The 13,324-nt window shown below is 48.1% G+C and carries 15 protein-coding genes; 5 read left to right on the top strand and 10 right to left on the bottom strand.

From position 1 onward, the window contains the following. The first annotated feature begins 52 nt into the window (after nucleotides 1-52). Nucleotides 53-1,435: an NAD-dependent succinate-semialdehyde dehydrogenase gene (locus MHM95_RS07050; protein ID WP_239384824.1), complete on the top strand. Its 1,383-nt coding sequence runs from the start codon at nucleotides 53-55 to the stop codon at nucleotides 1,433-1,435. Between the two features lie 16 nt (nucleotides 1,436-1,451). On the opposite strand, the gene MHM95_RS07045 is transcribed toward MHM95_RS07050, so the two are convergent. After that, nucleotides 1,452-2,483, bottom strand: coding sequence for an HDOD domain-containing protein (locus tag MHM95_RS07045; protein WP_239384823.1), 1,032 nt, complete (start codon nucleotides 2,481-2,483; stop codon nucleotides 1,452-1,454). Nucleotides 2,484-2,503: 20 nt separating this feature from the next. Then, nucleotides 2,504-3,025: a hypothetical protein gene (locus tag MHM95_RS07040; RefSeq protein WP_239384822.1), complete on the bottom strand. Its 522-nt coding sequence runs from the start codon at nucleotides 3,023-3,025 to the stop codon at nucleotides 2,504-2,506. 262 nt (nucleotides 3,026-3,287) lie between these two features. Here MHM95_RS07040 and MHM95_RS18800 point away from each other — a divergent pair, with 262 nt between their 5' ends. Continuing rightward, nucleotides 3,288-5,090 (top strand): pre-peptidase C-terminal domain-containing protein, encoded by a 1,803-nt coding sequence (locus tag MHM95_RS18800; RefSeq protein WP_275441898.1) that lies wholly within the window; start codon nucleotides 3,288-3,290, stop codon nucleotides 5,088-5,090. 18 nt (nucleotides 5,091-5,108) lie between these two features. On the opposite strand, the gene MHM95_RS07025 is transcribed toward MHM95_RS18800, so the two are convergent. Then, nucleotides 5,109-5,861 carry a transporter substrate-binding domain-containing protein gene (locus tag MHM95_RS07025; RefSeq protein WP_239384821.1) on the bottom strand — a complete coding sequence of 251 codons (753 nt, stop codon included), beginning with the start codon at nucleotides 5,859-5,861 and terminating at the stop codon, nucleotides 5,109-5,111. Between the two features lie 127 nt (nucleotides 5,862-5,988). Between MHM95_RS07025 and MHM95_RS07020 the strand changes: the two genes are divergently transcribed. After that, complete coding sequence (locus tag MHM95_RS07020) at nucleotides 5,989-6,372, top strand: hypothetical protein (protein ID WP_239384820.1); 384 nt, start codon at nucleotides 5,989-5,991, stop codon at nucleotides 6,370-6,372. Between the two features lie 62 nt (nucleotides 6,373-6,434). Here the strand turns inward: MHM95_RS07020 and MHM95_RS07015 are convergent, their stop codons facing one another. From MHM95_RS07015 to soxR, 4 genes are all read right to left on the bottom strand, one after another. Continuing rightward, entirely contained in the window at nucleotides 6,435-7,517 is a 1,083-nt protein-coding gene (locus tag MHM95_RS07015; RefSeq protein ID WP_239384819.1) for a rhomboid family intramembrane serine protease, read from the bottom strand. Next, the gene (locus MHM95_RS07010) at nucleotides 7,510-8,118 is read right to left on the bottom strand and encodes a hypothetical protein (protein ID WP_235418636.1); all 609 of its coding nucleotides are present in this window, start codon (nucleotides 8,116-8,118) and stop codon (nucleotides 7,510-7,512) included. Before MHM95_RS07010 ends, MHM95_RS07015 begins: the two co-directional genes overlap by 8 nt. An 82-nt stretch (nucleotides 8,119-8,200) precedes the next feature. Beyond that, nucleotides 8,201-9,397, bottom strand: a complete 1,197-nt coding sequence (locus MHM95_RS07005; RefSeq protein WP_239384818.1) for an Nramp family divalent metal transporter — start codon at nucleotides 9,395-9,397, stop codon at nucleotides 8,201-8,203. Nucleotides 9,398-9,607: 210 nt separating this feature from the next. Continuing rightward, nucleotides 9,608-10,063, bottom strand: coding sequence for a redox-sensitive transcriptional activator SoxR (soxR, locus tag MHM95_RS07000; RefSeq protein WP_022945041.1), 456 nt, complete (start codon nucleotides 10,061-10,063; stop codon nucleotides 9,608-9,610). A gap of 70 nt (nucleotides 10,064-10,133) precedes the next feature. On the opposite strand from soxR, the gene MHM95_RS06995 reads away from it, so the two are divergent. Both MHM95_RS06995 and MHM95_RS06990 read left to right on the top strand, forming a co-directional pair. Then, the gene (locus MHM95_RS06995; protein WP_235418639.1) at nucleotides 10,134-10,676 is read left to right on the top strand and encodes an NAD(P)H-dependent oxidoreductase; all 543 of its coding nucleotides are present in this window, start codon (nucleotides 10,134-10,136) and stop codon (nucleotides 10,674-10,676) included. Nucleotides 10,677-10,958: 282 nt separating this feature from the next. Next, nucleotides 10,959-11,651, top strand: coding sequence for a response regulator transcription factor (locus tag MHM95_RS06990; RefSeq protein ID WP_022945043.1), 693 nt, complete (start codon nucleotides 10,959-10,961; stop codon nucleotides 11,649-11,651). Between the two features lie 91 nt (nucleotides 11,652-11,742). On the opposite strand, the gene MHM95_RS06985 is transcribed toward MHM95_RS06990, so the two are convergent. Genes MHM95_RS06985 through MHM95_RS06975 form a run of 3 tightly spaced genes read right to left on the bottom strand, consistent with a single transcriptional unit; the run spans nucleotide 11,743 to nucleotide 13,321 of the window. Beyond that, nucleotides 11,743-12,519 (bottom strand): CsgG/HfaB family protein, encoded by a 777-nt coding sequence (locus tag MHM95_RS06985; protein WP_022945044.1) that lies wholly within the window; start codon nucleotides 12,517-12,519, stop codon nucleotides 11,743-11,745. Beyond that, nucleotides 12,519-12,941: a curli assembly protein CsgF gene (locus tag MHM95_RS06980; protein WP_022945045.1), complete on the bottom strand. Its 423-nt coding sequence runs from the start codon at nucleotides 12,939-12,941 to the stop codon at nucleotides 12,519-12,521. The genes MHM95_RS06985 and MHM95_RS06980 overlap by 1 nt, the downstream gene beginning before the upstream one ends. After that, on the bottom strand, nucleotides 12,935-13,321 hold the full coding sequence (locus tag MHM95_RS06975; protein ID WP_045978886.1) for a CsgE family curli-type amyloid fiber assembly protein: 387 nt from the start codon (nucleotides 13,319-13,321) through the stop codon (nucleotides 12,935-12,937). The genes MHM95_RS06980 and MHM95_RS06975 overlap by 7 nt, the downstream gene beginning before the upstream one ends. Nucleotides 13,322-13,324 lie beyond the last annotated feature (3 nt).

Below are 13,324 nucleotides of genomic sequence, written 5' to 3'. Positions count from 1 at the left end.
GGTGCTGTTTTTGCTCCCATAAGCTCGACGATTACATTTAAAGGAGAAGGTTATGGCAAAGACGGTAACAACCGTAAATCCAAGTAATGGTAACCCATTAGCTGAGTACACCTTATTATCACAGTTTCAAGCAGAGCAGGCAGTCGATGCTGCCCATGACGCGTTTGGCCAATGGCGCAAAACGTCTTTTTCAGAGCGCGCTGAGAAACTGAACAAACTCGCCGACCTGATCGAACAAAATGAGAGCGCTTTGGTGACCTTAATGACCGAGGAAATGGGTAAAGTCACCGACCAAGGTAAACAAGAAGTGGCGTTGTGCGCGCAAATTTGCCGCTACACCGCCAAGCATGGCGCCAAAGAATTAGAAGATGAACACCGTTTCTTTGAAGATGGGCACGCCTTGGTGACTTATCAGCCCATAGGTGTGATCTTAGGGATCCAGCCTTGGAATTTCCCACTGTATCAAGTGATCCGTTATAGCGTCTCGAATATTATGGCGGGCAATACCACGGTGTTGAAGCATGCCAGCAATGTGTTTGGTATGTCGAAGAAAATTGAAGCGCTGTTTCTTGAAGCAGGGTTCCCTGAGGGCTGTTATCAATCACTGCTTATCGATGGCGCTACCGCCAGTAAACTTATTGCGCACGATAAAGTACGCGGTGTAACCTTTACGGGCAGTGACGAAACCGGTAAGAAAGTGGCGGAGCAGGCCGCGTCGGTATCGAAAAAGTCGGTACTAGAGCTTGGCAGTAACGACGCATTTGTGGTGCTCAGCGATGCTGATATTGCGCATGCGGTGTCGTGTTGTATTCAAGGCCGTGTGGTCAATAACGGTGAAACCTGTGTTGCCGCCAAACGCTTTATTATCGCTGATGCGGTGTACGATGAATTTCGCGATGCTTTTGTTAAAGCGGCCAAAGACCTGAAAATGGGCGACCCAAAAGAGTCCAGCACCGATCTTGGGCCGATGGCGCGAGATGACTTGCGCGACCAATTGCACCAGCAAGTGCAGCAATCCATTGAAGCCGGTGCAAAGTGTATTCTCGGTGGTGATGTTCCCCAAGGGGAAGGGTTCTTCTACCCGGTCACCGTATTGGAAGACGTTAAATCGGGCATGCCCGCCTACGATGATGAGTTATTTGGCCCGGTGGCGTCGTTCATTCGTGCCAATGACGATGAGCATGCCATGCAACTGGCTAACGACTCACGTTATGGCTTAGGTGGAGGTATTTTCAGTGAGGACACAGAAAAAGCCGTGGCGCTGGCAAAAACCGAGTTCGATACCGGTATGGTCAACATTAACGGCTATTCGTTAGCACAGCCTAACCTGCCTTTTGGCGGCGTTAAAGACAGCGGTTATGGTCGCGAGCACGGCGGCTTTGGTATGCGTGAATTCGTTAATGTTAAATCGATTATGATAGCGCAGCCCAACTAAGTGTTTATTGTCCAGTTCAAACACCCGATAAATGGGTGTCGACTCGCTGTTTAAGTACAGGGTGGGTGAGGTGGTCGCTGAGCTGCCTCGCCTGCTGCTGGTTTTGTAAGCAACACAGTTTACTGGCTATGTCCGCTTGCTCACACAATTGCGCTAAAGGCGACAGTTGAGCCCGACTGCGCTCCAACCTACTGTGGTGCAACCCTTTTACAATCAGTTGCGGCAACTGCCAATAATTTGCCAAGGTTAAGGTTAAATCGTGACTGTACTCTCTAATGAGGCGTTTAAAGGCTGCGCTGCTAGGAGTGACGTCGGGATCAACAACATTAAAGGCCTCTATCATAAGCTCAAAAATGATCATGGTGCCGAGGTTGTAAAGCAGTGCGGTAAAATATGCGGCGCCAGGGTCGGTTTGGCTATCGCTAGCTGCTAACTTGGCAAAGTCAGCCGTTTGCAACGCGTGCTGCCATATTTTTTCGCCAAACTGGCGGTAATAAATACTCGGGCGCGGCGTAAAGCGCTTAATATAAGATTGCACCACGCCCTCAAGCAGGCCATTGGCCCCCATACTCATAAAAGCGGCTTTAAGCTCGGTGATTTCTTGTTCGCGGCGGCGGTAACGAGGGCTGTTCGCTAGCTTGATAAGATCCGCTGCCATCGCAGGCTCCCGCTCTACCACAGCGAGTAATCGCTGCACGTCGAAATCAGGGTTATCCAGCTCTTTGAGCACCTGACTGATGGAGGCCGGCATAACGGGTAGATGTGACAGCAACTGCTCAGGCTCATGCATTAACAGACTCAGTTGATGGTAAATGAAGTGACTGAGGCTGTCGCTCTGCTGCATTGGTCGAGCATCACAGCCAAATAAGTAATCGAGATAGGCGCCCTCTAAGTCGTTTTCGTAAGGTATTGCTTGGTCGTTAACAGGGGCTTTATTGGCGATCGGTAAGGGCTCATTTTCCGGTGTTTTATCAAAAAACGCATAATTAGCGTCAACCTCAGCGGGCACAAACGATGGCAACAAAGCTCTTAGCAGCTTACGAAACATGAATACCTCTTTGTGAAAATCTACTTAAAAACGACCGCTTTATCTGAGCGAGTGTAGGTGCGGATTTGCGGTGATGTCCATTGCTCGTTTTGTAAGTATTGTGTACTGACTACTATTTTGCCATCCACGAATTGGCTCGTGGACTTTACTTGGGTGATCCCTTGAGCACTGCCGGTTACTTCCTCATAAGCGGTGAAGCTGCCGTCATCGCCCACTTCAAGCCAGCCTTGAGTGTAAAAAGAGGCGGTAGTGAAATAATAAAACACCAGTTTTTGCCTACTTTGGTCCCAAAAAATCAGTGATTCACCACCATAATCGCCGTCATTGATGCTGTGTAAAGTGCGAATAGCAGTGCCATTGAGGGCACGCTGCCATTGGCTTACATCTGTGACCTGCTCTTGAGCGGGAGCGGGTTGAAACTGTGCCTGCCAAGTGCCTAAGTAGGGTTCGAAAACACTCAATTGAGGTGACAATGAGCTCTTCGCAAGCGCGAGAGTCGGTAATAGCAGCACGAGCGCTGCAAACAAAGGTTTCATAGTCATTCCTTAATGGTGGAGCATGGCCTTATTTAAGCTTGAGACACAGCCTCGATAAGCTCAAGAAAAAAGAATAAAGAGATCACTTTTGCCAATTATTAACCTTGGGTTAATAGTTAGCTCTTTTTGTTTGTTGCTTTTGATTCTTTAATATCTCATATTTACAAGCGTTTACAAATTTTTGGTGGTTTAAATGTAAAATAATTGAAAACAAATTGATGTTGTTTTATTTTGCTGTTTCCCATAAAAGAAACAACTAGGATATCCCATGTTTAAACCCACCCTTATCGCCAGCGCGCTGCTTAGCAGTACCGCTGTATTTGCTCAAGGTCCACTGTTTGAAGTGTCATCGCAGCAAGTGGCTAACAGCGTTAACGCTGCACAAGCAAATATGTCACAGCTCAGTGGCGCGCAGTTCCAATTAACCAGCAATATTGCCTCCTTGTCTTTGCCTGTTGATGGTGCGCAGGTACACTTTACCCGCAAAAACGCTAGCCTTAGCGCCAGCGGTAACCTTATTTGGCAAGGTGAAAATGACAATGGTGACTCGGTCACATTAGTGCAAACTGCAAAAGGCATCTCTGGTACGGTTAAAACCAACGGTGACGTGCTTAAGCTTAAGCCTGTTGGCGCTCATGGTCATCAACTGCGTACACTCAAGCCTGAGCAAATGCCACCAGAGCACCAACCAGGACACGTTATGCCAGAAGGCCCACTCGCAAAGCAGGTTAGCGTCAATAATAGCCCTAGTATTTTCGCGCAGCCGCAGGCCGTTGCCGATACGCAAATCGACCTACTGGTGGTTTACACTGCCAAGGCTGCTCAGCTCTCTGGCGACATTGATGCCTTGATAGACCTTGCTATCAATGAAACCAATCAGGGTTATCAAAATTCAGGTGTGAAAGCCACCGTCAGTCTTGCCCATAAAGCACAGGTCAACTACACCGAAGCGAGTAGCTCAGGCACCGATTTAAACCGGTTGGCCGGGACCAACGACGGCTACATGGATGAGGTGCACGGTTTGCGTGACCAGTATGGTGCCGATGTGGTGGTATTAGTGAACGATGTAAATGGCTATTGTGGTCAAGCTGATGCCATTGGTGCCAGCGCCAGCAGTGCTTTTGCCATGGTTGATTATGATTGTGCTACCGGCTATTACTCTTTCGGTCATGAAATTGGTCACCTTCAAGCGGCGCGTCACAATCCTGAAAACGATCCCACTAATTCGCCTTATGCCTATGGTCACGGCTACCAAGACCCAAGCTCGCAATGGCGTACGGTGATGGCGTATAACTGTAACAGTGGTTGTACTCGTATCAATTATTGGTCAAATCCAAACAAGAGCTACAACGGCACGGCGATGGGCACAACCACGCGCAGCGACAACACACGTGTTTTGAATATTACCAGTCCAACGATTGCTAATTTCCGCAGTGGCGGCACGCCACCACCGCCTCCAAATGAGCTTGAAAATGGTCAGCCTATTAGCATCAGCGGTGCTAATGGCAGTGAAACGCTATACACTTTTGAAGTACCAGCCGGTGCCAGTAATATCAGCATTACCAGCTCAGGTGGCTCAGGTGATTTAGACTTGTATGTAAAATACGGCGCAACGGCATCGCAGAATAACTATGATTGCCGCCCTTATGAAAATGGGAATAACGAGAGCTGTACAGATACGCGCGCAGGCACTTACTCAATTATGGTGCATGGTTACAACGCCTATAGTGGCGCAACCTTAGTGGCAAGCTATGAGCAAAGTGGCAGCGATTTACCGATTGAGATCACTGAGTCAAACCTCTCAGGCAGCCAAGGTCAGTGGCAATACTTTACTGTTGATGTGCCTGCGGGCGCGAGCACGGTTGATGTAAGTACCTCCGGTGGCAGCGGTGATGTCGATTTGTATGTTCGTCAAGGCGCGCAGCCAACGACCTCTAGCTATGATTGTCGCCCGTATCGTTCAGGCAATAACGAGTCGTGTTCAGAGGCCGCAGCAGCTGGCACTTGGCATGTAGGTCTTCGTGCTTACAGCAATTACTCCGGTGTAACCTTGAATATTTCTGTGCAATAACAGGCTAACAAAACCAGCCTAGGGTTGCTGATAGCGGCGTTCAATCTCTTTTTTGACGCTCTCAGGAATAGATGACAAAAGGTGTTGCAAGCGCAACGCCTTTTTTTCGTTATTAGGATGGTAGCCGATGTATTGAGGCTCAATATGCAGGTTGTGTAAAAGTGCAACGGGCAAATCGAAATCGTGAATAATTTTTGCAGCCCAGGTTCTATCCACCACAATACCATCAACGCGACTATCGCTCAGCGTTGCGAAAAATGATTTAGCTTGCGCGTCTGTTGACTCGTAGTAGGAGCGAATAACAATATCAGCATTGAGTGCTTTTAGTGCACTATAGACTTCATCAGGGTATGGGTACTCCTCAGCAATGAGAATAATGGGGGAGCGCTGCACAGCCTGCTCGTAAAAACTCTCTTGGCGATTGATGGCCACCGCTAACGTCAGCTCCCAGTTCACGAACGACTGGTCGAGCATTGCCAAGCCATCGGTTTCATCCACGTGCAAGGTGAAATCAAGCTTACCTTGGCTAACGGCTTCAACACAGCGTTTGTAGGGCAGCTCAGTAAAGATGACGTCAGTGCCTGAGTGTGACAGTGCATAGCGAATTAAATCCACTTCAATGCCTTTTGCTTGCATCGATTCGTCCACATAGCTGTAGGGCCACCACCTTTCAAAGCAGATCCGCAGTGGCGCCGGTGAGCCCCAGCTTGATGATGACCACAACTGCATCATGAGCAGTACAATGGCGCTTACAGCATATAATGTGTGCATAGCTTTAAGCGTAAACCACCGCCGCCAAGGTGCAAAAAATAAATAGGTACATTTTCTTACAGTTTGCGTTAATGTTTACCGTTAAAGTGATGGAACGAGCACACGAAGGCATGAAAGGATACGTAGCATGCTTAAATTATTTATCGCGCTGGCCGCGCTGAGTATTTTAAATGGTTGTACGGTGGTGGGCATCTTAGTCGATGGCTATGCGCAGCCAAATATGCAGCAGCGCGCAGAAAAGCACTATACCGCCAGCACCCAAGGCGACCCGGGTAAATCCAGTTACACGCCAACAGATAATGACGGCTTTAGCTTCGCTAAACTTGGTTTGGCGATTGACTCGGCGGTCCTCGGTGCATTGCAAAAGCCAACGTCGAGTAAAAGCAATAAAGAGTGTAAGAAACTGTCCGACACTATTACTGAGTGTGATTTAGTTGCGCCCATGCAATCAAGTGCGCCTAGCGAACCGCAAAGCGAGTTAGAGGCCATCGAGCGCCGCCATCATGAATAAGGGGTAGGTGATGGTGAGCAGCATGGCATATATGCACGCTACTCACCTGATGAAACCCGGTATTAGCGTTTAAGCTGGGCGGCTGGCTTATTTAGTAGTGCAATCATAGGTCTGTCGCTCATTACTTTGGTTTTAAGCGCATAGCCAATGAGTAGACCGACGATAAAGCCGCCAATATGTGCGCCATAATCAACACCATCGGGCAGGCTAAATAAACCGAATAAGTTAATGCCCAGCCAAATAATGAAGAACCACATAGCAGAGAGCTTCTTCTGGTAAATAATGAACATAAAGGTCAAGCTGGCGTAGCGGAACCACATTAAATACATGCCAAATAAACCAGCAATGGCACCACTGGCACCGACACTGGGGATTGCACCATTACTTGAGAGCATGAGGCTGGCAACGGAGGCAAGCACCCCGCAAAGCAGGTAATAGCCTAAGAAGCGCCAGTGGCCAAGTGCATCTTCGAGGTTATCGCCAATGATGTATAAAAAGTACATATTGCCTACTAGGTGCATAATAGAGCCGTGTAAAAACACACAGGTGAGCAAGGTCCAAGGCTCTTCCCCGGCGAGCACATCCACTGGGCGCATGGCGAAATATTCAAGTACAAACTCAAAATGGCTGGGAACAAAAAAGTAAGCGGCAAATATCAACACGTTCAACGCCACCAAAGCGCGAGTTACCCACGGGGTACGATGTGGTTTGATGTTGTACTCTACTGGCATTTGCGTTAGAAATTGAAATAAGTAGGTTTTCCATGACACCTTCTGGTTGAGCTCGCCAAGTGCCGTTTTTAGCTGTGGGCTATTTTCGACACTTTCTAACTGCTCTTTTTCTATCCAGCTGCCATCGCAATGACGGCATACATCGATTTCGCTGTGGTAGTGCTCTAATAAGTGGTAGCGCTCCATCAATGTTGAGCAGTCGGGGCAGTCACGCTCAGATATACCTAAATGCTCACCAAAATTGTGTTCATATTTCTCACCCACAGGACCGTCGTTGACCTCGCGCAACATGCGATTGACTTCATTTTTTTCAAACCAAAGGCCACCACATTCTAAACACACATCAATTTCTTCACCTTGATACTCGGTCACTTCTAAGTATTCATCAACACAATGGGGACAGCGTTTATTCATGCTCTAACTCCTTGAGACTGCCAATTTGTACGTCGTTATCAGCTAATTCTTGTTTCAGTGCCTGGGCACTGCGCTTTAAATAGGGGAGCGTATTTTGCTCTAGGTCGGTTGCAAGTTTGCCTAGCTTCTCACTGGCGTGACGCGCTGACACCTTGCGCTTTAGCGCGCGTTCAATATAAAACTCACTTTGACTATAAAAACGCCGCGCAGCGGAGAGAATGGCACTTGGGGTTTCCAAAGTCGTGGGTGAGTATTGCATGGTGTGCCACACATATTTATCTAAAGTGGGTTTATTGAACTCAAGCTCAGATGTAGGCGGGCTCTTAGCCAGTATCTCGGCATACGCTTGAATTTTACGTTGATTGTCGAGCAACTCATCGTACAGAGACGTGCGCAGATAGTAGTTATCTTCCATTTTAGAGTAGGTATCGAATTTAATTGCCTGCTCTAAACCGCTTTGTGCGGCGAGGTAGACACCAAAAATGGTGGATAGCACCAAAAATACTTGGTTGAGCCAAAAACCGGTACTGCGTAGTTCTTTGTTGTCGACTTGTTGCAGCACTTTGGGGATTTTTTTGTCCTGTGGTGGGGATGTTGCCATAACCGACTCCTTGGTAAAATGAGCCGAGATGGTAGGGGAAAGTGAGCACAGAGGCAAGCGCCTTGCGCTCACTTAATAGGCATTATATGAGCGTAAGTAGTTTGTATCCGCTCAACGTGATAATCAGTATCAGCAGCGGCATCGCCAGCACATTAATCAGCAGTGAGTTTTTAAATCTGCCCATGACCTTATTTTGATTCATTAGCCACAGCAGGTAAATGCAGATAATGGGTAATAACAGTGCATTGGTGGCTTGCGCGAAAATAATCACCGCCACTGGGTCTAAACCAAGACTGGCCACAACAGCACCAAACACTAATATCACCAACGCCACTTGCTTGAAGCGAGGGCTGTTGGTATCTCCTTTTAACCCGAGCATGCCACACACCGCGTAGGCACCCGCCAGAGGCGCCGTTATGGCGCTGGTTAACCCAGCGGCGAACAGTCCGAGTGCAAAAAAGTAATGGGCACTGTCACCCAGTAAAGGCGTTAATTGCGAGGCCAGGTTGGCGGCACTGAGCTGACTATTGCCCTGACCAAAAAAGGCTACGCTTGCGGTGGACACGATAGCTAAGGTGATCAACCCCCCAAGACCAATTGATAAACCGGTATCCCAGTTGCTACTGCGAATGGCTTGTTGTTTATCCTGCTCACCTTGGCTGGCCCGTGCGACCACCCCAGAGTGAAGAAATAAGTTATACGGTACGATAGTGGTGCCAATTAACGCCAATACGGTGGTCAGTGATCCTTCAGGGAAGCTAGGCTTAAAACCTGCAAACATGGCACTGAGATCGGGTCTAGCGATGACCAGAGTCGCTAAAAAAACTAAACTCATCAGCAACACTAAAAAGATCAGTGCGCCCTCTATCAGCTTATATTTGCCGCTGTATAACAGTGCGGCGCTGATAACAGCAATCAAGGGCGTCCACAGCTGCGCTGAGGCAGAGGGGAATAACCCTTGTAAACCGAGACTGGCACCGCTGAGGTTACCTGCCTCATAGGCGGCACTGCCAATGCCAATGGCACTGATCACCAAAAATGCGGCAAGCCAACGAAACACAGGGGTTTCAATGTGCGCGCGCAGTGCTTGGGCTAAATCTAGGCCGGTGACTACGCCTAAACGCGCGGCCAGTGATTGCAATAAAATGGTTGCCAGCACTGAAAACACCAAGGCCCATAGCAATGCAAAGCCAAAGTTTGCACCGGCTACGCTGGCGGTGGTAATGGTGCCCGGGCCAATAAAGGCGGCGGCAACCAGTAGTCCAGGTCCTAACTTCATATATCACCTGTCGAGGTTAAAAAAAGGCGCGTACGCTACCAGTTCATATCCAAATTTGAAAGAGTAAGGCGTTACTCTATGCAATAAACAAGTGAATTTATACATTTAACCACAGAAATTTAACATCTGTGGCGGCCCAAAGTGGCTCCACTCATAGCTCACTGAGTGATTGTCTGCGCTCTGTAATAAACAGCCTGTGCCTTGTTGGCGCTAGTCTCCCAGCTCAGGGTGATCCAATAACACGGCTCCACCATCGACATTGGCGAGCTTATCTTCAGGGTTATAAATAGGACAGCGTTGCATTGACAGGCAGCCGCATCCAATACAGCCATCAACATAGGCGCGTACTCGTTGCATGTAGGCAATTTTTTCATCGAGTTGGCGCTGCCATTGGCGTGACATGTTGGCCCAGTCTTCTTTATTCGGGGTGCGTTTTTCGGGCAGGGTACTGAGTGTTTCTTTTACCTCCTCTAGGGTGATCCCCATTTTTTGTGCGGCCTTGATAACCGCAATGCGCCTTAGTACATCTCGTTTGTAGCGGCGTTGATTTCCTTGGTTTCGCCAACTGCGAATAAGTCCTTTTTTCTCGTAAAAATGCAGCGCCGATACGGCGACCCCAGCACGTTTGGCGACAGTGCCGACAGATAAATTTGCTTCCAATGTCATTTTGTTGTTGACCTAAACTTAACTTGAGCTTTTAGCCTTAGGTTAAACATACAAATGCAGGAAAGCAATTATGAACCAACATGTTATTATTTTTTCAAGTGCTAGAAGCCAAGGTAACACCCGCCAAGCTGCCGACACTCTCGCCCGACACCTAGGTGCGCAATTCATTGATTTAGACGCCTATCAGATTAATCCGTATCGGTATGATATTCGCGAACAAAGCGATGATTTCCGCGCGTTAATCACGCGATTACTGGAGTTTGACCATTGGGTATTTGCATCGCCCGTCTATTGGTATAACACCACACCGCAGATGAAGGCGTTTTTTGATAGACTCACGGAATACATGGATCAGCCCCAATTGCGTAGCCAGTTACGACAACTGCGCACTAAGCAAGCATCCTTGCTCTCCACTAGTTATACCGAGCGGGCGCCGCAAGCGTTTGTGGACCCTTTCATCCATACTGCCACCTACCTAGGGATGCAATTTGTCACTCACTATCATGCTGGCGCTGCAGACCCTGAATCTGTGGCCGTGCAATACCCTAAAAGACAAATGTGGTGGCGCAAGTTGTATGCCTTGTTGAACACTCAAGCAGGCCTTATTAGATAAATTAGTGATTATTTTGCAATTATTCGTTCAAGCGCAAAATTAGCTGAATATAAAATGAATGTCTGCGAGTGGTTACTATCTCTAGATGCCATTAAATTTATTAGTTCACAGAGTGCATTTTTGCACTCTTATGATGCAATAAAGGCGTTGTTAGAGGCTTAGCTCTATTGTTGTTATGTAAACAAGATGTTTATTTTGTGCGGAGTTAGTCTTGATAGTAAAGCTTAAATAGGTACACTCAATGCTCCCCCCCAGTGTTTGGGTGCTTCAGAGGAAGAAGTAATGAATAACAAGCAGTTGTTTGTCTTAACAAAAGATAATGCAAATACTCAAAGCGACGATTTCTTGTTGTTACTCAAAGTATTGGAAACGCTCGCAACAACCGTTAAGGTCGATACCCGCCTGCCTGAGGTGGGTGAGCGCGAACACATTGCACTATTTTTAGTGGATGCTGCGTATTGTGATTGCCAAGAAATGCTCAGCGAGGAGATCATTCAGTTAGCGCGCCAGCACAGTGTTGCGGTGTTTAATGCTCAGCGCCACGCGCTCAACGAACGCACAGCGCTGCTGGCGAATCTCAAAGGCGCGCTTTATAACGATGACAGTCCTGAGCATATGTTTAAAGGCGTGCGCCGCGTCCTCGGCGGCGAGCTATGGTTTTGCCGCAAGGCTATCTCCAATGCCTTTGGCGATCTAATTCAACAGCTCCCCGCCACCGATGCGCTATCGGCGCAACGCCACAGCGACATCGACTTAAGTGTGCTAACCGCACGGGAAAAGTCGGTGATTTCATTGTTGGCTAAGGGGGCTAAAAATGATGATATCGCCTGCGCTCTGAACATCAGTAATCACACAGTGAAAACGCATATATACAGTGCTTTTCGTAAGACCAACTCGCGTAATCGTATTGAATTGGCCAATTGGGCACAGCGCTATATTCCGGTGGCATCTCGCGTCATGGAACAGCGTCAATAACCTGCTCAGCGTGCTATTGAGCGCGAGGTTACCATTGAGCAAAAATAAAGGCGCCAAACGAGGCGCCTTTATTGTGTCAGTGCCGAGGTGATCAACTGGTTCGCGCCGACCATACCCCTTTGTTAATGCCGTCTTTTATGAGTAACGTCAGTGCTTTTTCAATCGCTTGCGTGACACAAATATGCATGGGTTCGTTATCACTGAAGCCTGCTTCGGCTTCCAACAAGCGCTTGTAACTCACATAGCGGAAAAAGCCAGCACGCATCTCTTGTGAGAGTACTTTTTTGCTGGTAGCAACCGACAGCAATACCTGCCCGGTGCGCACATCGACCGCACGCATATAAATAGAGATAACATCCTCACGGTACAGCTCTGAGGCGCCAATGCCAAAATATTCTGCACCTAAGCCTCCGGTTTTTACGTTACTGTCGTAACTGATGATCCCGCCCTCAAGAATGATTTTGGCGGTGGTTAATGGCGGCAGCTCTGGGGCATTGTCGCCCTTATCACTCATCGCCGCTCGCACGATTTTTCGCTCTGTAAGCAAATTTTGTAATCCTTCACGCTCCACGGGCACAAACCAGTCGGTTTCATGCAGCGCTTGCATCAGAATAGAGTTCGCACCTTGGGTTACGGCGGTAGAAAACGAGCTGACGTTTTCTTGCGGCTTATATTGCCCCGTTTGGTCGCGAAATGAATAAACTGAGACGGGAATTGCGCCTCTGGGATTAGGTAGCGCTTTTAGTTCGGCAAAGGTTTCTGTGAGCGCCAATTGCTCAGCAATTTGCTCATCTGGGGGCACAGTCGAGGTGATAGCCGAACAGCCGCTAAGCAAAGCCAATAGTAAAAATGCACATATACGTTTCATTAGCCAAACCTCGGTACTTCGATTACGGTGACAGTGCCATCTAGGGTATTGGTTATTTGCACGGTGATACTATCAGGGGTGCTGGTGATAATCTGGATTTGATAGTCGCCACTCATAAAGATGGAGTCTTGGTTAAAAATACTGTCTTCAACATCGTCACCGAAGGCGATATCGGTAATTTCACGAACCATGCGGTTGAGGTAAGTACGCTCCAACGATTCTTGAAACTTTTCACCATAGGTTTTTTCACTGATAGGGGCCCGGTGCTTATTTTGGGCTTGTGCTTTAGAGAGCAACATATTGGCATTTAACGGGTTTCCGCCAAATGATGGGTTAATAGGTTTGTATACAAGCTCAGTGGCCATCAGTGGCAGTGACGCACAAAGCAAAAGTGCATAAATTATTGTTTTCATTTTTACCATCCACTTGCTGCTAGATCAGGGGAGTGTTGTTTAAATCTGGCGCGCGCCATGGCGTCCATAATCGCGAACATCGCGCTTTCGACGCGCTCTTTAAGTGGCCCACCACGTCGGCCCATAAAAGTGACGTATACCAATTCATTATTCATGAGTACTTCAAGGCGGGTGCCAGCACGAGGGAGCACCGTTTCTTTGATCACCACGTTGGTGCCGCTGGTATCAGGTAGATCGCGCCATAACTGTGAGAAATTAAAGTAAAATTGGTGGCCAAAGCGGCTAATACTGCGATCGAGTACGAGGCCGTCAATTTCCACTTCTTGTGCTTTGCTTGACGTGTGAGTCAGGGCAAGGAGCACAATCAGGGTGCTGAGAAAATACTTCATCAT

It is taken from the genome of Pseudoalteromonas sp. CnMc7-15, from assembly GCF_022347925.1.
Lineage (GTDB): Bacteria > Pseudomonadota > Gammaproteobacteria > Enterobacterales > Alteromonadaceae > Pseudoalteromonas > Pseudoalteromonas ruthenica.
Note: the sequence above shows the minus strand (reverse complement) of the source record. Positions and strands in the feature narration are given on the sequence as shown.

Coding starts and splice junctions, on each gene's coding strand:
- MHM95_RS06980 (WP_022945045.1), bottom strand. CDS start 12,941: ATGGTAAAAATGAAAACAATAATTTATGCACTTTTGCTTTGTGCGTCA.
- MHM95_RS07020 (WP_239384820.1), top strand. CDS start 5,989: ATGCTTAAATTATTTATCGCGCTGGCCGCGCTGAGTATTTTAAATGGT.
- MHM95_RS06975 (WP_045978886.1), bottom strand. CDS start 13,321: ATGAAGTATTTTCTCAGCACCCTGATTGTGCTCCTTGCCCTGACTCAC.
- MHM95_RS06985 (WP_022945044.1), bottom strand. CDS start 12,519: ATGAAACGTATATGTGCATTTTTACTATTGGCTTTGCTTAGCGGCTGT.
- soxR (WP_022945041.1), bottom strand. CDS start 10,063: ATGACATTGGAAGCAAATTTATCTGTCGGCACTGTCGCCAAACGTGCT.
- MHM95_RS18800 (WP_275441898.1), top strand. CDS start 3,288: ATGTTTAAACCCACCCTTATCGCCAGCGCGCTGCTTAGCAGTACCGCT.
- MHM95_RS07050 (WP_239384824.1), top strand. CDS start 53: ATGGCAAAGACGGTAACAACCGTAAATCCAAGTAATGGTAACCCATTA.
- MHM95_RS07005 (WP_239384818.1), bottom strand. CDS start 9,397: ATGAAGTTAGGACCTGGACTACTGGTTGCCGCCGCCTTTATTGGCCCG.
- MHM95_RS07025 (WP_239384821.1), bottom strand. CDS start 5,861: ATGCACACATTATATGCTGTAAGCGCCATTGTACTGCTCATGATGCAG.
- MHM95_RS06990 (WP_022945043.1), top strand. CDS start 10,959: ATGAATAACAAGCAGTTGTTTGTCTTAACAAAAGATAATGCAAATACT.
- MHM95_RS07040 (WP_239384822.1), bottom strand. CDS start 3,025: ATGACTATGAAACCTTTGTTTGCAGCGCTCGTGCTGCTATTACCGACT.
- MHM95_RS07015 (WP_239384819.1), bottom strand. CDS start 7,517: ATGAATAAACGCTGTCCCCATTGTGTTGATGAATACTTAGAAGTGACC.
- MHM95_RS07010 (WP_235418636.1), bottom strand. CDS start 8,118: ATGGCAACATCCCCACCACAGGACAAAAAAATCCCCAAAGTGCTGCAA.
- MHM95_RS07045 (WP_239384823.1), bottom strand. CDS start 2,483: ATGTTTCGTAAGCTGCTAAGAGCTTTGTTGCCATCGTTTGTGCCCGCT.
- MHM95_RS06995 (WP_235418639.1), top strand. CDS start 10,134: ATGAACCAACATGTTATTATTTTTTCAAGTGCTAGAAGCCAAGGTAAC.